We start from the raw sequence: 18,883 nt of genomic DNA, 5'->3' as shown, positions 1-18,883 counted from the left end.
TACGCTCGTCCCTTTTTTGAGGAATTACCCCCTAAGCACCGCCCCAACCTTCGCCGCCGCCGCGACCACCTTATCCGCAACAGCCTTCAACTCCGCATCGGTGAAGCTTTTTTCCACCGGCTGCAATTCGACCTCGACCGCCAGGCTCACCTGACCCTCGGGCACGCCTTGCCCGGTGAAGCGGTCGAACAGGCGGGCATCGACGATGCTCGCCTTGTCGGCGCCGCGGATCGCGCGGACCAAGTCGGCGGCGGTCAGGCTGGTGGGGGCAAGGAAGGCGAAGTCGCGGCGCACCGATTGCAGCGCGGGTGGGGTGAAGGCCGCGCGCGCCGGGCCGCTGGCGCGTTTCGCCGGGATCGCATCGAGGAAGATCTGGACCGCCATTACCGGGCCATCGACGTCGAAATGACGCGTCAGCGCGGGATGGAGTGCGCCGAATTCGGCGAGCACCGCCTTGGGGCCAAGCCGCAGCGTCGCCGACTGGCCGGGGTGCCAGATGCTGCCGGTCTGGACCGCTTCCATCACCTGCAAACGGTCGGCGGGTGCCCCGGCGGCTTCGAGCAGCACCAGCGCCGCCGCCTTGGCATCGAAGGCATCGAACGCCGCCGCCTTGCCCGCCTGCCAGCCGCGCGCGCTTTTATTGCCCGCCATCAGCATGGCGAGCGTCGGATGCTCGGCGTCCGCCCGATAGCGGCGGCCGATTTCGAACAGCCGGATGCTGGCCGCGCCGCGGTTCTGGTTGCGCTGTGCCGCGGCGAGCAGGCCGGGGAGCAGCGACGGACGCATGACCTTCAAATCTTCGCTGATCGGGTTGGCGAGCGACCAGTCGCCGCCGCCGAACGGCGCCGCGTCGCGGTCGCTGATGAACGACCAGGTCACCGCTTCGTGGAAGCCTGACGATGCGGCGGCGCGGCGCATGCGGCGTTCGAGCATCTGTTCGGGGGTCGCGGTCGGTTTCGCCACGCCGTCACCGCGCGGCAGCGGCACCGAAGCGATCGCGTCGAACCCGGTGATGCGGGTGACTTCCTCGACCAGATCGGGGGCGCCGTCGATGTCGCGGCGCCAGCTCGGCACTGCGACTTGCCAGCGGCCGCCCTGTTCGATGATGGTGAAGCCCAGCGCGGTCAGGATCTCCTGCTGCCGCTCGGGCGCGATTGCGATGCCGCCGAGCGTCGCCGACAGCGAGGGGTCGTAATCGACCGTCTTCACCTCGGCGGGCGGTGTCCCGGCGCGGGTGACCGCCGACGGGGTGCCGCCGCAGATCGCCAGCACATGCGCGGTGACGATCGCGGTCGCATCGTCCAGAAACGCCGGATCGACCCCACGCTCGAAGCGGCTGCGCGCGTCGCTGGTCAGCGCCAGCGCCTGTCCGGTCAGCGCGATGCGTTCGGGGGTGAAATAGGCGATTTCGAGCAGCACGTCGGTCGTCGTCTCGCTGCACCCCGAATGTTCGCCGCCCATGATGCCGGCGATGTCGTGGACGCCGCTGTCATCGGCCAGCACCATCATCGTGTCGGTGAGCGTGTATTGCTTGCCGTTGAGCGCGGCCGCGATCTCGCCCGCCTCCGCGCGGCGCGCGACGAGCGGACCGGTCAGCTTGGCGCGGTCATAGATATGGCTGGGACGGCCGAGGTCGAACATCACATAATTGCTGATATCGACGAGCGCCGAGATCGAGCGCTGGCCCACGGCTTCCAACCGGCGGCGCATCCATTCGGGGGCGGTGCCGTTGGTCACGCCGCTGATCGTGCGGCCAAAGAAAGCGGGGCAGCCCTCAGAGTCGAGGGTCGCGATTTCGGTGGTTGGCGCGCCCTCGCCGGTGATCGTCGGAACGTCGAGCGGCTTCAGCGTACCGAGCCCCGCGGCGGCCAGGTCGCGCGCGATCCCACGCACCCCCATGCAATCCTGCCGGTTCGGGGTGATCGAAATGTCGACCACCGGGTCGCCCGCGCCGCTGTAATCGGCAAAGCTGGCGCCGACCGGCGCATCGGCGGGCAGTTCGATGATCCCGTCATGGTCGTCGCCCAGCTCCAGTTCGCGCGTCGAGCACATCATGCCGTTCGATTCGACCCCGCGCACGGCGGCGACCTTCAACTCCATGCCGTTTGCCGGAACCACGGCGCCGGGCAGGCCGAGGACGCCGATCAGACCGGCGCGCGCATTGGGCGCGCCGCACACCACGGTCAGCGGCGCGCCGCCGTCGCCCGTGTCGACGGTCAGCACCTGCAACTTGTCGGCCTGCGGATGTTTCTCGGCGGTCAGCACCTTGGCGACGCGGAAACCCTTCAGCTTGTCGGCGGGATTCGCGACGCCTTCGACCTCATGGCCGATGCGGTTGAGCGCCGCGACGACGTCATCGACGCTCGCCGATGTGTCCAGATGCTCTTTCAGCCATTCGAGGGTGATCTTCATGCCGAAATCCCCCCGCTCAGCGTGGGCACCGACAGCGCACCAAACCCGTAATGCGCCAGCCAGCGCAGGTCGCCATCGAAGAAGGCGCGCAGATCGTCCATGCCATATTTCAGCATCGCGAGCCGATCGACCCCGACCCCGAAGGCAAAGCCCTGCCACTCGTCGGGATCGAGCCCGCAATTCGCAATCACGCGGCGGTTGACCATCCCGCTGCCGAGCAGCTCCATCCACGCATGGCCATCATCGTCGCCATGCCCGCCAACGACGCGGCGGCCCTTTTCCTGCTTGTAACCGACATCGACCTCGGCCGACGGTTCGGTGAAGGGGAAATAGCTCGGGCGCAGCCGCAGTACGATGTCGTCGCGCTCGAAATAGGCCTTCAGGAACGTCTCGAGCGTCCATTTCAGATGCCCCATGTGGATGCCGCGGTCGATGACGAGACCTTCCACCTGATGAAACATCGGCGTATGCGTCGCGTCGCTGTCGCTGCGATAGACGCGGCCGGGCGCTATGATCCTGATCGGCGGTGCTTTTTCCATCATCGTGCGGATCTGCACCGGCGACGTATGTGTGCGCAGCAACATCCGCTGCGCGGTACCTTCGCCAACATCGGGAAAATAGAAAGTATCATGCATCGCCCGCGCGGGATGCGTCTCGGGAATGTTGAGCGCGGTGAAGTTGCGCCAGTCGTCCTCGATCTCGGGACCGGTGGCGACGGCAAAGCCCATATCGGCAAAGATTTCGGCCAGCTCGTCCATCACCTGACTGACCGGGTGGACGCTGCCGCGCGGGCCGGTGTCGGCGGGCAGCGACATGTCGATCGCCTCGGCGGCGAGTTTGATGTCGAGCGCCGCTGCGTCGAGCGCGGCCTTGCGGTCGGCCAGCGCGGCGGTGACGGCCTCGCGCAGCGCGTGGATCTGCGGCCCCTGCGCCTGCCGCTCATCGGGCGACATGCCGCCGAGCGATTTGAGCAGCGCGGTGATGCTGCCCGCCTTGCCCAACGCGGCGACGCGCAGCGCTTCGAGCGCGTCGAGATCGCTCGCCGCCGCTATGTCGTCGACCAGCCGGGTCTGGGTCGCCTGAATATCGCTCATCATTTTTTGTCCTGCAGCGGCCGCGCTTCGCCCGCGCCGCCGCTTGCACCGAAGGCAATGCATGGGTCAAGCCCTTGGCGGGTCAAGCCCCGGGCTTGTGCAGTCCCTGCACCGCAGCGCCCGCCGCGGCGGCGCGGGCTTTGGCGGCGGCGCCGAGGATCGGCTTGGGCCGCCCGGCATATTCGCGCGGGCTCATCCCCATGAATTTGGCAAAGTCGCGGGTGAACTGCGCCTGATCGTAATAATGATGATCCATCGTGTCGATCCACGCCATCGATGGGTCGAGCATGAAGCGCGCGAGCGAGCGCAGGAAGCGCTGACGCCGCAACAACAGCTTGGGCGAAAAGCCGAAGGCGCGGTGGCTAAGCCGCTCGACCGAGCGTTCGGATAGCCCCAGCTTGGCAGACAGGTCGGCGACGGTCGCAAGATCGTCATCGACCAGCGCGCGGTGCGCCGCCAGAATCGCGGGATCGTCGGGCGGTGCCCGATCGAGCATGGCGCAGAAATGGGCGTCGATCATCGCCGCGGCAGCGTCGACATCATTCGCCCCGCGCAATGCCGCACCGAGCGGCGCAAAAGGCGCAAAGGCGGGGTGCACGGCGCCGTCGCAAGACCGGTCGGCCAGCTCGTCGGCGGGCAGCGGGATGAATTTCGCCCAGCCCATCGGTAGTATTCCGATACCCCAGGCCCGCATGTTGCCCGCGGCAAAATAGCTCGCGGTACTGGTCGCGCCAGTAGCGATGAAGGCCGGAGTGAGGACTGCTGGCGCGCCGCCCAACGACGCGAGCGGCGGATCGCCTTCGATAAAACGCAGATTGGCCCATTCGGGGTGCAGATAATCGTCGACGCGGGTGCCGGTCGGCACCGACACTTCAGTCAGATAGATGGTGCTGAGATAGGGACGCAGCGCCGACGACACCGCGAAAAAGCGCGTGGCGATTCGGACGTCGGACGGTTCAGGTTCGGGCGCGCTGCGTTCGGGCATCGATCTCCCTCTAACGGGCATTAACGACGAAAAACAACATTTTGACGGCATTCCATGTCGGGTTTGTACAATTTTCTACGTCGGTGCTGCGCCATAGTTGCGTCGCTGGCTCGGGGGGGGGCGAGCGTAAGGACCAATATCGGTCGCTGGCGGCGTCCGTGCCGAACGATGGGGATTTGGCACCGGATCGTACCGCGCGACTGATTATTCGAACTTCACCCGGCCGGCAGCTTTCTGCGACCCACGGCTTTTCGGAACGGGCGGGGGGGCGATGGTTTCCACTGGAACCATTGTCGAGGCGGCGCGGAGCGAAAGCTTCGCGCCGCTTCTTCGTTTGAGGTGCGGGCAGGGCGCCGCTTTTGAGTGGGGAGCTGCCCTCATATCTTGGTCACCCCGGACTTGATCCGGGGTCCATGCGGCCTTGCACCGCCTATACTGAGAGGGCGGATGGATCCCGGATCAAGTCCGGGATGACGACAATATAGGTCAGCAATTGGTCGTTAGCCGCCATTCCAAACCGCAAGCGCCAACGAAAAAGGGCGGCCCCTTAGGACCGCCCTTGTTTCTTGTCGCCTCGCTGAAAAACGTCAGGCTGCCTTGGGCAGCGCCGCTTTCGCCTGCGCGATGATCGTCGTGAACACCGTCGCTTCGTTCATCGCCAGGTCGGCCATGATTTTCCGGTCGAGATCGATCCCGGCCAGCTTTACGCCGTGCATGAACTGCGAATAGGTCAGGCCTTCGGCGCGAACCGCGGCGTTGATGCGCTGGATCCACAGACCGCGGAAATTGCGCTTCTTAACCTTGCGGTCGCGATAGGCGTATTGGCCAGCCTTTTCGACCGCCTGCTTGGCGACGCGAATGGTGTTCTTGCGACGGCCATAATAGCCCTTCGCCTGTTCCAATACGCGTTTGTGCTTGGCGCGCGTGGTGACGCCGCGTTTGATGCGTGACATGCCTTAGCGCTCCTTACTTCAGGCCGTAGGGCGCCCAGAGGCGCACATGGGCCACATCCGAATCGCTCAGCACGCTGGTGCCGCGGTTGGTGCGGATATATTTGGAATTGTGCGAAATCAGGCGGTGACGCTTGCCGGCAACGCCGTGCTTCACTTTGCCCGAGGCGGTGAATTTGAAGCGTTTCTTCACACCGCTCTTGGTCTTCAACTTGGGCATTTTGGTCTCCTTTGGAAGTCCGTTTGCGTATCGGCCTGGCAGCCCTTTCAGCCAGCCGACACAATCGGAAGCGGGGCGCTTAGGGGGATTCGCCCGCAAATGCAAGCCTACCGGGCCGGGCCAGCGGAACCAAGGGTGGTGGCAGCCGTTCACAGCGCATGAACCTGCCCACCGGACAGATGGGCCATCCGCCCGCCGCGACTGTCGAGCCTGACGGTGGATCGCCGTATTCGCGCTGGTCCACCGTCCCGTCGACCGTCGCGCGCCGCATCTGGACTCCGCGCTGGCTGGAAAAGCGCCCGCGCGCGGTGCGGATTGCGGCACGCACGGCTGCGATCATCCTGCTGCTGCTGGCGACGATCTGGCTGGTGTTGTTCATCACCAAGGGACGCTTTCTGAAAGGAACGTTCGAAAGCGTCGCCTCGTCGCAGCTCGAACGACAGGTCGCGATCGGCGGCGACTTCCAGCTCTATTTTGCACCGTTCAACGTCAAATTCCTCGCCGAAGATGTCCGTATCGCCAATCCTGAATGGGCGCAGGCGAAACAGTTCTTTACCGCGCGCCGGGTCGACACTCGGCTGGCCACGATGCCGCTGATCTTCGGCAAACGCGTGATGACCTTTGCCGACATCGATCAGGCGCAGGTGGCGCTCGAATGGGATGCGCAGAATCGGCACAACAGCTGGACCTTCGGCGATCCCGATCGTCCGCCCCAACCGCTGAACCTGCCGACGATCGAGCGCGCCGCGATCACCAAGAGCGGGCTGACCTATCGCGACCCGCGGCTGCGCCTGTTCGCCGACATCGACATCGATACGGTGCGTTCGACCGGCAGCCGGATCGACGAGGCGATCGGATTCAACGGGCGGGGGACGATGCGCGCGCAGCCGTTCACGCTGACCGGGCGGTTGTCGTCGCCGAACCAGACCGTCGCGGGCGGCAAGAATCGCCTGACGATGCGCGCGATCGGGCTGGGCAATACGGTGGACGTGGTTGGCACGCTGCCCGGCCCGACCGAACTCGTCGGCGCCGACCTCGCGCTGACCGCGCGCGGTGCGAACCTGTCGCGATTGTTCGATTTTCTGGGCGTCGCGATCCCCGACACCCGCCGCTACCGCGCGACGTCGAAGCTTGGCTATGACGGCACGGTCTGGAAATTCACTAGCCTGAAGGGCGTCTTCGGCGACAGCGACCTGGCGGGAACCTTCGCGGTCAGCATGCCCAAGGGGCGCGTCTATCTGAACGCCGACCTCACCACTCGGTCGCTTAACATCATCGATGCGGGCCCATTCATCGGTTACGAAGTCGATCGGCTTGACCGGATGGGCACCGATGGCGTGATCAAGACCGTTGGCGGTCGCCCGCGCGTCCTGCCCGATTCTCCGCTGCGCGCGGACTCGCTCAAGGCGTTCGATGCCGATCTGCGTTACAAGGTTGCGCAAGTACGCGCCGAGAGCTTCCCGGTCAGCAATGTCGACCTGACGCTGTCGCTCAAGGGCGGGTTGATGGAAATGAAGCCGCTGACCTTCCTGCTCGCGGGAGGCAAGGTCGCGAGCGACATTTCGATCGATTCGCGCCCCGCGGTCGTGCGCACTGCCTATGACATTCGCCTCTCGCCGACGCGGCTTGGGACGTTGCTGGCGAGGTTCGGGGTGGCCGAATCGGGGACGACCGGGACCGTCAGCGGCCGGATCCAGATGGTCGGCCATGGCGACAGCCTGCGCCAGTCGCTCGCCAGTTCGAACGGCCGCATGGCGTTCGTGTTGCCGCGGGGCAGTTTCTGGACGCGCAACATCCAGCTTGCTGAGCTTGATGTCGGCACCTTCGTGCAAAAATTGTTCGAGGATAAATTGAAGAAGCCGGTCGAGATCAATTGCGGCGTGATCGCTTTCACCGTTCGCAACGGCGTCGGCGCTGCCGATCCGATCCTGATTGATACGCAAAAGAATGTGATGGTCGGGCGCGGCGGCTTTTCCTTCCGTACCGAGGCGCTCGATTTGGCGGTGCGCGCCGACGGCAAGAAGTTCAGCCTGTTTTCGGGGCAGTCGCCGGTCAGTGTCGGCGGTTATTTTGCGGCGCCGCGCATCGACCCGATCAGCGACCAGCTGATGGGCCGCGCGGGGGCCGGGCTGGGGCTGGCCATTGTCGCGACGCCAGTTGTGGCGATCATCCCCTTCGTCGATCCGGGCGATGCGAAATCGGCGCAATGCGGTCCGATCCTCGCTGGCGCGCGCGCCAGTTCACAGCGCACGACGAAGGGCGAAGTGCGCGACGATGTCGGTCGGGGGACGACGGCAAAGTCGGAAGATGGCAAGCAGTCGAAGGACGAGAGCGGCAAGCAGCGCAAGAAATTCCTGGGGATCTTTTAAGGCATTTCGCCCGCGCGGTTAATGGGCGCAGGCGAGGCCTTCGATCACATCCTCGAGCCGCGCCGGATCGCCCAGTGCGATGACATGGCCCGCGCTGTCGATGCTGAGCGGATCGCCGTTCCAATCGCACATCGTCCCGCCTGCGCCTTCGACGATGGGCACCAGCGCCGCGAAATCATGCAGCTTCAGCCCCGCCTCGACCACCAGGTCGATATGGCCGCTGGCGAGCAGGCCATAGTTGTAACAGTCGCCGCCAAAGATCAGGCGCTTGTGTGCGGTCTGCGCGGCGAGCGCCATGAAGTGCTCGGCGTCATGATCGCCGAAATATTGCGGCCCGGTGGTGGCGAGGGTCGCATCGGCGAGGGCGCGGCAGGTGCGGGTGCGCGCGGGCCTGCCGTTGAACAAGGTGGGCTGCCCCAGCGCGCCGACCCAGCGTTCGCCTGCGATCGGCTGGTCGATGATCCCAAGGATCGGCCAGCCGTCCTGCAATAGCGCGATCAGGGTGCCAAAAATCGGGCGTCCGGCCATGAAACTGACGGTGCCGTCGATCGGGTCGAGCACCCATTGGCGCGTCGCATCGGGGCGTTCGGCGCCATATTCTTCGCCGATGATACCATCGCGCGGCGCCTCGGCGTCGAGCAGCCGCCGCATCGCGGCCTCGGCGGCGCGGTCGGCGTCGGTGACCGGCGAGGCATCGGCTTTGCTTTCATGGCCAAAGGCGGCACGGAACAGCGGTCGGATGGAAGCGCCCGCTGCATCGGCGAGACGGTTGGCGAGCGCGAGGTCGGAGGCAATGGTCATGCGCTTTGCGCTAGCGCAGCGATCGCGTCACCGCCAGTCCGAGCGTGCCGAACTTGGTGCGAAATATCCGCGTTATACACATTTTACATTATTCGTATATTTTGTAAAATATGCCGATGTCTGATCGTATATCTGCCGATTCTATTCTGACCGTTTTGGCGCGCCATGGATTTCGCAAAGCGTCTATGAACGATCTGGCGCTGGCGACCGGGGTGTCACGTCAAGCGCTCTATAATCGCTTCGGATCGAAGGATGCGCTGATCGATTGGGCTATGGCTGCGCTGACCGACCGGTCACTGGCTCAAGCGCTGCGCAGTCTGGACAACCCCGCCGCTGCGCTCGTGGCACGCCTGCTGGCGGCGCTCGATGCCTGGGGAGGGCAGCATATGGCGATGCTCCGCGCATCACCTCACGGCATAGAGATCGTTTCGATGGCGGCGCCCGAACCGAGCGACGCCGTACGCTTGGCCGAGCGCAAGCTTGTCGCCGCGATGGCCAACGCGATCCGGCGCGGCGGACCCGGCACCGCTGTCGCACGCGCGGGCAGCATGGCACAGGCGCTGTGCTGGACGGCCAAAGGTCTGGTTCACGCGGCGCCCGATCACGCGAGCTTTCGCCGCGAAATTGAGCTGATCATCACCGCGATGCTCGCGCGCTGAGGCAATCAGTCGAAGAGCGAGGAAACGCTCGATTCGTCGGCGATCCGCTTGATCGCCTCGCCGAGCAGCGGGGCGACCGTCAGAGCACGGACTTTCGTGCTGTCGTTGACGGCGTCGGTGGGCTGGATCGAATCGGTGATCACCAGTTCGGTGAGTTCGCTCGCCTCGACGCGCGCGACCGCGCCGCCCGACAACACGCCGTGGGTGCAATAAGCGACGACGCCCTCGGCCCCTGCTGATTTCAGGGCGGCCGCGGCGTTGCACAATGTCCCCGCCGAATCGACGATGTCGTCGATCAGGATGCAGAAGCGCCCCTTCACATCGCCGATGATGTTCATCACTTCGGATTCGCCGGCGCGTTCACGGCGCTTGTCGACGATCGCCAGCGGGGCGTTGTCGAGCCGCTTGGCCAGCGCGCGGGCGCGCACCACGCCGCCCACGTCGGGCGACACAACCATCAGATTCTTGCCGGAAAAGCGCGCCTGAATGTCGGCGCTCATCACCGGGGCGGCATAGAGATTGTCGGTCGGGATATCGAAGAAACCCTGGATCTGTCCGGCGTGCAGATCGATCGCGAGGACACGGTCGGCGCCCGACGTGGTGATCAGATTTGCGACGAGCTTGGCCGAGATCGGCGTGCGCGGGCCGGGTTTGCGATCCTGGCGGGCATAGCCGAAATAAGGAACGACGGCGGTGATCCGCTTGGCCGAGGCGCGGCGGAGCGCATCGGTGATGATCAGCAACTCCATCAGATTGTCGTTGGCGGGAAAGTTCGTCGGCTGAACGATGAAGACATCCTGGCCACGGACATTTTCGTGGATCTCGACGAAGACTTCCTCATCGGCAAAGCGGCGCACACTGGTATCGGTCAGCGGCAGTTCCAGGTAGTCCGCGATGGCGCGGGCGAGGGGAAGGTTGCTGTTGCCGGAGATCAGTTTCATGGGGTGCGCGGCCCTTTCGCGGCGGAATAGGATTGCGCGCCCCTTAGCCAGCGACGGCCAATAGGGGAAGGGGTTAAAGCCATCCAACCGTGCGCAATTGCGGCATCATGTCACGCGACACCGGCGCTTCGTGACCCGTTGTCAGCGTGACGACCGCGGCGCGGCCATCGCGGCGGACCGATGCAACGGCGTCATGGGCGATCCACCAGCTGCGGTGAACGCGCAGGCCGTCGCTGTTTTCCAGCCGTTCGATCGCGTCGCGCATCCGCATCAGGATCAATTCCTCACGGCCATCGCCGATGACGCGGACATAATGATCCTCGCCTTTCAACGCGCGAACGGCACCGAATCCGGGCGGTAGCGGAAGCGTCGGGGCTGCTGGTTCGGAGAGCGCCGGCGCGGCTTCGGACGGGGCCCCGGGCGCGGGCTGTGGCGCCTCGACCCGCCGAAAAATAGCCGTCATGGCCGTCGCAACAACGGCCGAGACGATCCAGATATAGAGGTACATCGTCCAGAAGCCCGGCCAGCGCAGCGCGTCGGCAAAGCTTTTGTGCATCGCCATCATGGTGATGACGAGGGTAACCGGTACGCTGGCTACGATCAACGCCAGAAGGGTTCCGGCGAAGCGCGGCAGGCCCGTCGCCTCGCACAGCCAGTTCGCCACGATGCCAGTTGGCCGAAAAAAGATATAGCCAGCGAGCAGCCAGACGACCCAGCTCACCATCCGCGCGGCCGGCGGCGCCTCGAACGTGCCGAACGGACCGAGCAGCCCGATCAGCAGCCCGATCGCGACCATCACCAGCAGTTCGATCGTCAGCCGCTTTGCCATCATGCCCGCTTGTGGGTGCCATTTCACGAAGCGTCAACGGGCAGAGCGGCAGATTTGCGAAGGAATCGGCCGGTCTGGCGAAGATATGATTGCCCGCGAACGGCGGTACGGCACGAACAGGGCATCGACACCAACCACAGGGATCCATGCCATGACGACCATCGCTGTCCGCACCGACCCGATCCGCCGGATCGGCCTGACCGTCCTCATCATCATGGGGGTGACCGCGCTTGCCGTGTTGATGCGCGGCTTTGGCGGCGGCGCTGATTATCGCACCCCGGCGTGGGCAATTCAGTTGCACCTGGCGACGGTCATCCCCGCACTGCCGCTTGGCGCGTGGTTGCTCTGGCGCGCGCCAAAGGGCGATACGGCGCACCGTGTCGGCGGCCGGGTGTGGGCGCTGCTGATGATCGTCACGGCGATTGACAGTTTCTGGATTCGCACGATCACTGGCGGCATTGGTCCCATCCACCTGTTCTCGGTGCTGACGCTGGTGCAGCTGCCACGCGCGATCTGGTTTGCCAAAAGCAGCCAGATCGACCGGCATCGCAAAACGATGCGCGGGGTGTTTTTCGGGCTGATCGCGGCGGGTATCTTTGCGATGGCACCCGGCCGGACGCTGTGGGCGCTTCTCTTCGGTTGAATGCTTGGGGCTGATGGTCTTAAACGCTGGGACATGACCCAGCAGCTCACCATCATTCTTGCCCAGATGACGCAGGTCGTCGGCGACCTTCCTGCCAACGCCAAAGCAATGCGCGACGTTCGGGCGAGGCATAAAGATGCCGACCTCATACTCTACCCCGAGCTGCAACTGATCGGTTACCCGCCCGAGGATCTGGTGTTGAAACCCGCGCTTGCGGCGCGTGCCGCCGCTATGCTCGCTGAACTGGCCACCGAAACCGCCGATGGCGGCCCGGCGATGCTGGTAGGATCGGTCAAGTGGGAAGGAGATAGTCTCTATAATATCGTCGCATTGCTCGATGGCGGCCGGATCATCGCGACGCGGCGCAAGCATGAATTGCCCAATTACGGCACCTTCGACGAGAAACGCGTGTTTGCCCCCGGCCCGTTGCCCGATGTCGTCGAATGGCGCGGGATCAAGCTGGGCCTGCCGATTTGCGAGGATGGGTGGCTGCCCAAAGTGTGTCAGCATCTGGCCGCACAGGGCGCCGAACTGCTCATCTCGGTCAACGGCAGCCCCTATGAAATCGACAAGGACGACCGGCGGCTGAGCCAGGTGTTTGCGAGCCGCGTTGCCGAAACCGGTCTGCCGGTGATCTTCCTCAACCGTATCGGCGGACAGGACGAGCTGGTGTTCGATGGCTGCTCGTTCGTCCTGAACGCCAATGGCGCGGCGGCGCATCGCCTGACCGACTGGGAGTCCGAAGAGCGGATGACGCGCTGGACGAAAGGCTTGGACGGCTGGACATGCGACGCGGGCGCAATCGTCGAATGGGAGGCGCATCCGGCCGACATTTACAGCGCGATGATCGTCAGCCTGCGCGATTATGTCGAACGCAACCGCTTCTCCGGAGTTGTGCTCGGCCTGTCGGGCGGGATCGATTCGGCGATCTGCGCCGCGATCGCCGCTGACGCACTCGGCCCCGACAAAGTGTGGTGCGTGATGATGCCCAGCCGCTTTACGGGCCAGGCAAGCCTGGACGATGCCGCTGGTTGCGCGGCGATGATCGGGTGCAAGCTCGACACGATATCAATCGTCCCCGCGGTCGAGGCGTTCGACGCCATGCTGGCGGGCAGCTTTGCCGATGCCGACGTCGATACCACCGAGGAAAATGTCCAGTCGCGCATCCGCGGCGTCACCTTGATGGCGCTGTCGAACAAGTTCGGCCCGATGCTGCTGACCACCGGCAACAAGAGCGAGATGAGCGTCGGTTATGCGACGATCTATGGCGACATGGCAGGCGGCTATAATCCGTTGAAGGACGCCTATAAAATGACTGTTTTCGCGGTCGCGAAATGGCGCAACGAAAACGTCCCGCGCCTGTCGCGCAATCCGGTCACCCCGGTGATGCCCGATACCATCATCACCAAGCCGCCGAGCGCCGAGCTGCGCCCCGACCAGAAGGATGAGGACAGCCTGCCGCCCTATGCCGATCTCGACCGCATGCTGCATATGCTGGTCGAGGAGGAGGCGAGCGTCGACGATGTCGTGGCGAAATATGGCTTCGATCGCGATGCGGTGGCGCGGATCGAACGGCTGCTGATGCTCGCCGAATATAAACGCCGCCAGGCGCCGCCGGGGGTCAAGCTTTCGACGCGCAATTTCGGCCGCGACCGCCGCTATCCGATCACGCACGGGTTTCGCACCGCCTGACTCGCCTTGGCGGCGAAAACGATTATACGCGCGTCATGACCGTCGTAACCCGTTTCGCTCCTTCGCCGACCGGCATCCTGCATGTCGGCAATGTCCGCACCGCGCTGCATAACTGGCTGTGGGCGCGCAAACATGGCGGACGCTTTCTGCTGCGCATCGACGACACCGATCTGGCGCGGTCTAAGGCGGAGTATGTCGATGCGATTCGCGCTGACCTGGCGTGGCTGGGTTTCGACATCGACGGCGAGGAGCGGCAGTCGGCGCGCTTTGCGCTGTATGAGGGCGAGTTTGCAAAGCTGAAGGCGGCGGGACGCGTTTACGCTTGTTACGAAACACCCGAAGAGCTCGATATCCGCCGCAAGATCCTGCTGTCGCGCGGGTTGCCGCCGGTTTACGAGCGCAAGCCGGCCGATGCGCGGGCGCCTGAGGGCGTTGCGCCGCACTGGCGCTTTCGTCTCGATCATGAAACGCCGATCGAATGGGCCGATATGGTTCGCGGTGATCAGAGTTTCGAGCCAAAAACGATGTCTGATCCGGTCGTGCGGCGCGCCGACAGCAGTTGGCTTTATCTGTTGCCGAGCGTAATCGACGATATCGCGATGGGCATCACCCATGTCGTCCGCGGCGAGGATCATGTATCGAACACCGCGACGCAGATTCAGATGTTTGCGGCGCTCGGCGCTAAACCGCCGGCTTTTGCGCACGAGGCGCTGCTGGTTGGAACCGAGGGCAAATTGTCGAAGCGGCTTGGGTCGCTCGGCATGGACGGCCTGCGCGACGCGGGGATCGAACCGATTGCGCTCGCCGCGCTGCTCGCCCGGCTGGGGACGAGCGATCCGGTCGAGCCGGTAACCTCGCTCGCGCCGCTGATCGAGGGCATCGATTTCGCCCACTTCGGCCGCGCCCCCGCGCGCTTCGATGAAGCCGAACTGGCGCTGCTCAACCAAAAAATTTTGCATCACACCGATCATGCTGCAGTCGCGGACCGCCTGCCCGCCGCGATCACCGAGGCGCGCTGGAATGCGATTCGCCCGAATCTGATGACGGTGGCCGAGGCCGCCGACTGGGTGTCGGTGTTCGACGGGCCGTTGCTGCCGCCGCCGATCGAGGAAGCCGACCGGGCGGTGCTGGCCGCCGCCGCCGCCGCCGCGCCGGGTATCAATTGGGACGCCGACCCCTGGCATGCACTGACCGGTGCGGTGAAAGAGGCCACTGGGGCAAAGGGGCGCACGCTGTTCCTGCCGCTGCGCCGCGCACTCACCGGCCGTGATCATGGTCCTGACATGGCCGAAATGCTGCCGTTGATCGCCAAGGACCAGGCGGTCGCGCGACTGTCGGCCGTTTAAGTTCCGGAATGTCCCCGCGCCGTCGCGGCGGCTTCTCTCTTGCCTATCGATCCACTTGACAAATATAGTTATGTTATACTATCTCTCAATTAGACTTGGCCGACAGCGGTGGTCAAAACACGGCGGGCCCGGTCATTTCGGCAAGGAGAGATGCCATGACCCTGATACCGTTAATTTCGGCGATTTTGACTGCGCCAGAAGCGACCGTAGCCCATGCCGCGGCCGCATCACCCGCCGGAGCGGCGACATTTTCACCCCGCAACGCTTATGGCAGCGAGGGCAGCCGCCACCCGGTCGCTGCGCTGTTCGCGGTGGGGTTGCCCGCCGCGCTGGTTGTCGCTGTTGCGCTATCGCCGATGATCATGGAGACGCTGCCAAAGAGCGAGCCGATGGGAGGGGTATTGATCGAACTCGACAAGCCCAAGCCGCCGCCACCGGAAAAGGCGAAGGACGTCAAGCCGACGCCGAAAACGGCCTCGGCGACCGATGCGGTGAAGCCGATTGTGGAGACGCCGCCGCTGAGCGACGACCGGGTGACGCCCGGTCCCTCCATTCCCGAACCCTATCCCCAGGATCCGGGACCGCCGGTGAAGGCCGCCGAGCCGCCCGCGCCGCCAAAGCTGGTGTTCGCCGACCTTGACCCGCGTTATGCGGGGGGCTTCCAGCCCGACTATCCGGCGCGCGAGCAGCGCGGCGGGGTCGAGGGGGCTGCGAAGGTCCGTGTGCTGATCGGCACCGACGGACGGGTGAAGGCGGTCGAACTGGTCAGCACCGACAGCCCGGGATTCTTTGAAGAAACGAAGCGCCGCGCGCTCGCCAAATGGCGTTTCAAGCCTGCGACGCGTGGCGGGGTGCCGGAAGAAAGCTGGAAGGTGATGACGGTCCGGTTCGAGATCAAGAACGCCTAGAAAACCGGACGATACCCCTCCCGGGCGGGCGGTTTTGTGTCGCCCGCCCGCTCGTTTGGCTTGACAGAAGGGCCGAATCCGGTCAGAGGCGCGCGGATATTGGGGGCAGCGCCTCGTGCGCGGCCCTCATATTTTTTCATCACGAACCGTCGGGGCGCAAGGTCCCGCCGCATCGCCCGCCCGGCGGACAATGCGCCAATATTTCGAGGAACAGGGCCATGGCCAAGCCGACGACCGTCAAGATCAAGCTGGTGAGCACCGCCGACACGGGCTTTTTCTATGTGACGAAAAAGAACCCGCGCACGATGACTGAAAAAATGTCTGTGCGCAAATATGACCCGCGCGTGCGCAAGCATGTCGAGTTCAAGGAATCGAAGATCAAGTGATGCCTTTCCCCGGGCGCTGAAAGCGCGCGGGTCTGGAAATGCGTCGTTGCGGTGAAAGCCGGGATCGATCCAGAAGGGCGGCCATTGTGCCGCCCTTTTTCGCGTCCGGCCGATGTCTGCTTTGGGGTGGTGAGCGGCCGTTCAAACCATATCATGCTGAACTTTTTTTCAGCATCCATGGCCTGAACGCTAACGGAGCGCTGCGCCAAAGGAAACGGCAGGCCATGGACCCTGAAACAAGTTCAGGGTGACGAGATAAATGGTATCGGCGTTCGGTCGTTAGCCGGCATCCGCTCCGTCAACCCAAACCGCTCGCCCTACACGCCCCGCAGCGGCCGCCGCGCGGCTTCGTTCTCGATGATGTTGCGGATCGCGATCAGCGTCGTGAACGAATGGACACCCTTGTCCTCGCCCAGCGCGCGGCGGACGAAGGCGTCATATTCCTCCATCGTGCCGACCTGAACCTTCAGCAGGAAATCATCGTCGCCGGTGACGTCCCACGCGGCGGTAATTTCGGGATGGCGCACGATGTCGCGCGCGAAATTGTCCATCGTCTGCGGCCCCGCCTGTTGCATCTGGACCAGCACATGCATCGTCAGCGCCGATCCGGTGAGCGCCGGATTGACCACCGCGATGTCGGCGACGATCACCTTTTCGTCGCGCAGCCGCCGCAGGCGGCGCAGCACCGCCGACAGCGACAGGCCGACCTTGTCCGCCAGTACCCGCGCGGGTTCGAGATTATTGTGCCGCACCAGCTCTAGTAGCCGCCGGTCAAAACTATCGAGATCGCTCATTTTTCGCATGATTGGCCTAATAACGCGAAAATTAGTCGCCTGCACGGTCAATTTTAGCGCCAATTGCCATCGCGGCCGGATTAGAAATGGGGTGTCCGGGCCGCCCCTCTCCCTCTCTTGCGGCGCCGGATGCAGGAGACGAACCATGACCTACAACACCGAAACGAACCGGCTCCATCGCCTGTGGACCGCCGTGATCGAAGCGTCCGCCGCGATGGTGGCGATCCGTTACGCGGCGCCCTGGAGCGGACAGCGCACCGCGCGACGCACCGACGACGATGGACGCTGTAACGCCTGAGTTTAGAACCACGTGTAAAGGTCGGCCGACGGTGCCGCCCTTTTTCGCGCGCCTGCCAATCTTGGCCGTGGGGCGGAAGCGGACGGTCGTTCGACCAGCTTTGTCATCCCGGATCAAGTCCGGGATGACGATGACGGAACGATCTGCTTCCGATCGATAGCACATGTCGTCACGCTACGGCGTGGCGTCAGGCAAACGCCCCCACGCTCTCGATGAACTTTATCACCGAAATCGGCTTCGACACGTAAGCTTCGGCGCCCGCTGCCTTGATCTGTTCCTCGTCGCCTTTGCCGGCATAGGCGGTCACCGCCATGATCGGCACCGCGCGCAAGGTCAGGTCGGTTTTCATCTGGCCGATCAGTTCCAGCCCGCTGACATGCGGCAACTGGATGTCCATGATGATCAGGTCGGGCGATACTTCGCGCGCCCGGGCCAGCGCGTCGCGCCCGTCTCGGACCGGATGCGCGGTATAACCATGCGCATTAAGCAGGTCGCAGAACAGGCGCAGGTTCAGCTCATTATCCTCGACGACCAATATGGTCTTGCCCATGATTATTCGCTTCCCCACCTTGCGTCCGCGGTCCGTTTAGGCGAATCGGCGGCATGACACAATTGCCTCCCTTGGAAGGGAAAACTGCCTTGCACGACGATGACGCAGCCCTGGCGCTTCACGCGCTTGGCTGGATATTGAGCGACGATCCGCGCGCCGAGCGACTGCTGGCGATGACCGGGCTCGGCCCCGATTCGCTGCGCAAAGCGCTGGGCGAACCGGCGACCCTCGCAGCAATCCTGTCCTTTCTCGCCGCCCATGAGCCCGACCTTGTTACCTGTGCCGATACGCTGGCGGTGCGGCCGGAGGAGCTGGTTGCCGCCGCGCGGCGACTCGGCGATGACGAACGGAGCGAGGCATGAACCGCCCGCTTGTGATCACCGACTGCGACGAGGTGCTGATGCATATGGTCGTGCCCTTTGCAGAATGGGTCGATGCCGAACATGGGGTATTGTTCCGTATCGAGGATGCCAGCTTCGCCGGGGCGCTGAAGCGGAAGGAATGCGGGACCCCGCTGGAGGCAGCCGAGGTCTGGCCGTTGCTCGACGGTTTCTTCACCACCGAAATGACGCGCCAATATCCGATCCCTGGCGCGCTTGCGGCGATGGCCGCGATCGCGCAGCAAGCCGATATCGTCGTGCTGACCAACGTCGGCCCCGAGCATCAGCAGCGCCGGATCGACCAGCTCGCGCTGCATGATTTTCATGCCCCGGTGATCGGCAGCCGCGGCGGCAAGGGCGAGCCGGTGCGCCGGTTGATCGAGCAATATCGGCCGTCGGTCGCGGTGTTCATCGACGACCTTGCCGGGCATCATCATTCTGTCGCGCAGGAAGCGCCCGATGTTTGGCGGCTGCATCTGGTTGGCGAACCCGCAATCGCGGGCAAGATCGCGCCATCGAAACACGCCCATGCACGGATCGACGACTGGACGGCAGCGCAGGACTGGATCCTGGCGCGCCTCACCGAAAACATTCCCGCCCCTGCCCCCCAAACGGCGTAAGAAGGA

At 64.4% G+C, this 18,883-nt stretch carries 20 protein-coding genes; 10 read left to right on the top strand and 10 right to left on the bottom strand.

Features of this window, described 5'->3' with window-relative positions; translation table 11 throughout:
• Positions 1-24 precede the first annotated feature (24 nt).
• The 5 genes from pheT to rpmI all read right to left on the bottom strand — a co-directional run bounded on the left by pheT (position 25) and on the right by rpmI (position 5,661).
• On the bottom strand, positions 25-2,412 hold the full coding sequence (pheT, locus tag ACQY6T_RS13795; protein WP_428631577.1) for a phenylalanine--tRNA ligase subunit beta: 2,388 nt from the start codon (positions 2,410-2,412) through the stop codon (positions 25-27).
• Positions 2,409-3,506, bottom strand: a complete 1,098-nt coding sequence (gene pheS / locus ACQY6T_RS13790) for a phenylalanine--tRNA ligase subunit alpha (RefSeq protein WP_428631575.1) — start codon at positions 3,504-3,506, stop codon at positions 2,409-2,411. The genes pheT and pheS overlap by 4 nt, the downstream gene beginning before the upstream one ends.
• 82 nt (positions 3,507-3,588) lie before the next feature.
• Complete coding sequence (locus tag ACQY6T_RS13785; protein ID WP_428631573.1) at positions 3,589-4,491, bottom strand: helix-turn-helix domain-containing protein; 903 nt, start codon at positions 4,489-4,491, stop codon at positions 3,589-3,591.
• A 587-nt stretch (positions 4,492-5,078) separates the two neighbouring features.
• Positions 5,079-5,444 carry a 50S ribosomal protein L20 gene (gene rplT / locus ACQY6T_RS13780; protein ID WP_293701417.1) on the bottom strand — a complete coding sequence of 122 codons (366 nt, stop codon included), beginning with the start codon at positions 5,442-5,444 and terminating at the stop codon, positions 5,079-5,081.
• A 13-nt stretch (positions 5,445-5,457) separates the two neighbouring features.
• Positions 5,458-5,661 (bottom strand): 50S ribosomal protein L35, encoded by a 204-nt coding sequence (rpmI, locus tag ACQY6T_RS13775; protein ID WP_106000796.1) that lies wholly within the window; start codon positions 5,659-5,661, stop codon positions 5,458-5,460.
• Positions 5,662-5,819: 158 nt separating this feature from the next.
• Here rpmI and ACQY6T_RS13770 point away from each other — a divergent pair, with 158 nt between their 5' ends.
• On the top strand, positions 5,820-8,030 hold the full coding sequence (locus tag ACQY6T_RS13770; RefSeq protein WP_428631570.1) for an AsmA family protein: 2,211 nt from the start codon (positions 5,820-5,822) through the stop codon (positions 8,028-8,030).
• 18 nt (positions 8,031-8,048) lie between these two features.
• On the opposite strand, the gene hisN is transcribed toward ACQY6T_RS13770, so the two are convergent.
• The gene (gene hisN / locus ACQY6T_RS13765; protein WP_428631569.1) at positions 8,049-8,831 is read right to left on the bottom strand and encodes a histidinol-phosphatase; all 783 of its coding nucleotides are present in this window, start codon (positions 8,829-8,831) and stop codon (positions 8,049-8,051) included.
• A gap of 110 nt (positions 8,832-8,941) precedes the next feature.
• Between hisN and ACQY6T_RS13760 the strand changes: the two genes are divergently transcribed.
• On the top strand, positions 8,942-9,490 hold the full coding sequence (locus ACQY6T_RS13760) for a TetR/AcrR family transcriptional regulator (RefSeq protein ID WP_428631567.1): 549 nt from the start codon (positions 8,942-8,944) through the stop codon (positions 9,488-9,490).
• 5 nt (positions 9,491-9,495) lie between these two features.
• On the opposite strand, the gene ACQY6T_RS13755 is transcribed toward ACQY6T_RS13760, so the two are convergent.
• A complete protein-coding gene (locus ACQY6T_RS13755; RefSeq protein ID WP_428631566.1) occupies positions 9,496-10,431 on the bottom strand; it encodes a ribose-phosphate pyrophosphokinase in 936 nt (311 codons plus the stop codon).
• A gap of 73 nt (positions 10,432-10,504) precedes the next feature.
• Positions 10,505-11,263 carry a LytTR family DNA-binding domain-containing protein gene (locus tag ACQY6T_RS13750; RefSeq protein WP_428631564.1) on the bottom strand — a complete coding sequence of 253 codons (759 nt, stop codon included), beginning with the start codon at positions 11,261-11,263 and terminating at the stop codon, positions 10,505-10,507.
• A gap of 148 nt (positions 11,264-11,411) precedes the next feature.
• On the opposite strand from ACQY6T_RS13750, the gene ACQY6T_RS13745 reads away from it, so the two are divergent.
• From ACQY6T_RS13745 to rpmG, 5 genes are all read left to right on the top strand, one after another.
• Positions 11,412-11,903, top strand: a complete 492-nt coding sequence (locus ACQY6T_RS13745; protein WP_428631562.1) for a DUF2306 domain-containing protein — start codon at positions 11,412-11,414, stop codon at positions 11,901-11,903.
• A gap of 33 nt (positions 11,904-11,936) precedes the next feature.
• Positions 11,937-13,595, top strand: a complete 1,659-nt coding sequence (locus ACQY6T_RS13740; RefSeq protein WP_428631559.1) for an NAD+ synthase — start codon at positions 11,937-11,939, stop codon at positions 13,593-13,595.
• Positions 13,596-13,630: 35 nt separating this feature from the next.
• A complete protein-coding gene (locus ACQY6T_RS13735) occupies positions 13,631-14,941 on the top strand; it encodes a glutamate--tRNA ligase (RefSeq protein ID WP_428631557.1) in 1,311 nt (436 codons plus the stop codon).
• Between the two features lie 155 nt (positions 14,942-15,096).
• A complete protein-coding gene (locus tag ACQY6T_RS13730; protein WP_428631554.1) occupies positions 15,097-15,849 on the top strand; it encodes an energy transducer TonB in 753 nt (250 codons plus the stop codon).
• A gap of 218 nt (positions 15,850-16,067) precedes the next feature.
• Entirely contained in the window at positions 16,068-16,235 is a 168-nt protein-coding gene (gene rpmG / locus ACQY6T_RS13725; protein ID WP_058818055.1) for a 50S ribosomal protein L33, read from the top strand.
• A 317-nt stretch (positions 16,236-16,552) separates the two neighbouring features.
• On the opposite strand, the gene ACQY6T_RS13720 is transcribed toward rpmG, so the two are convergent.
• Positions 16,553-17,029, bottom strand: coding sequence for an Lrp/AsnC family transcriptional regulator (locus tag ACQY6T_RS13720; RefSeq protein WP_428631552.1), 477 nt, complete (start codon positions 17,027-17,029; stop codon positions 16,553-16,555).
• A 145-nt stretch (positions 17,030-17,174) separates the two neighbouring features.
• Between ACQY6T_RS13720 and ACQY6T_RS13715 the strand changes: the two genes are divergently transcribed.
• Positions 17,175-17,327 (top strand): hypothetical protein, encoded by a 153-nt coding sequence (locus tag ACQY6T_RS13715; protein WP_428631549.1) that lies wholly within the window; start codon positions 17,175-17,177, stop codon positions 17,325-17,327.
• 187 nt (positions 17,328-17,514) lie between these two features.
• On the opposite strand, the gene ACQY6T_RS13710 is transcribed toward ACQY6T_RS13715, so the two are convergent.
• Positions 17,515-17,877, bottom strand: a complete 363-nt coding sequence (locus ACQY6T_RS13710; protein ID WP_428631548.1) for a response regulator — start codon at positions 17,875-17,877, stop codon at positions 17,515-17,517.
• An 89-nt stretch (positions 17,878-17,966) separates the two neighbouring features.
• Here ACQY6T_RS13710 and ACQY6T_RS13705 point away from each other — a divergent pair, with 89 nt between their 5' ends.
• The gene (locus ACQY6T_RS13705) at positions 17,967-18,239 is read left to right on the top strand and encodes a DUF3572 family protein (RefSeq protein ID WP_428631546.1); all 273 of its coding nucleotides are present in this window, start codon (positions 17,967-17,969) and stop codon (positions 18,237-18,239) included.
• A complete protein-coding gene (locus ACQY6T_RS13700) occupies positions 18,236-18,877 on the top strand; it encodes an HAD family hydrolase (protein ID WP_428631544.1) in 642 nt (213 codons plus the stop codon). The genes ACQY6T_RS13705 and ACQY6T_RS13700 overlap by 4 nt, the downstream gene beginning before the upstream one ends.
• Positions 18,878-18,883: the final 6 nt, after the last annotated feature.

The sequence above is a fragment of the Sphingopyxis sp. genome, assembly GCF_965279725.1.
Taxonomy (GTDB): domain Bacteria; phylum Pseudomonadota; class Alphaproteobacteria; order Sphingomonadales; family Sphingomonadaceae; genus Sphingopyxis.
Note: the sequence above shows the minus strand (reverse complement) of the source record. Positions and strands in the feature narration are given on the sequence as shown.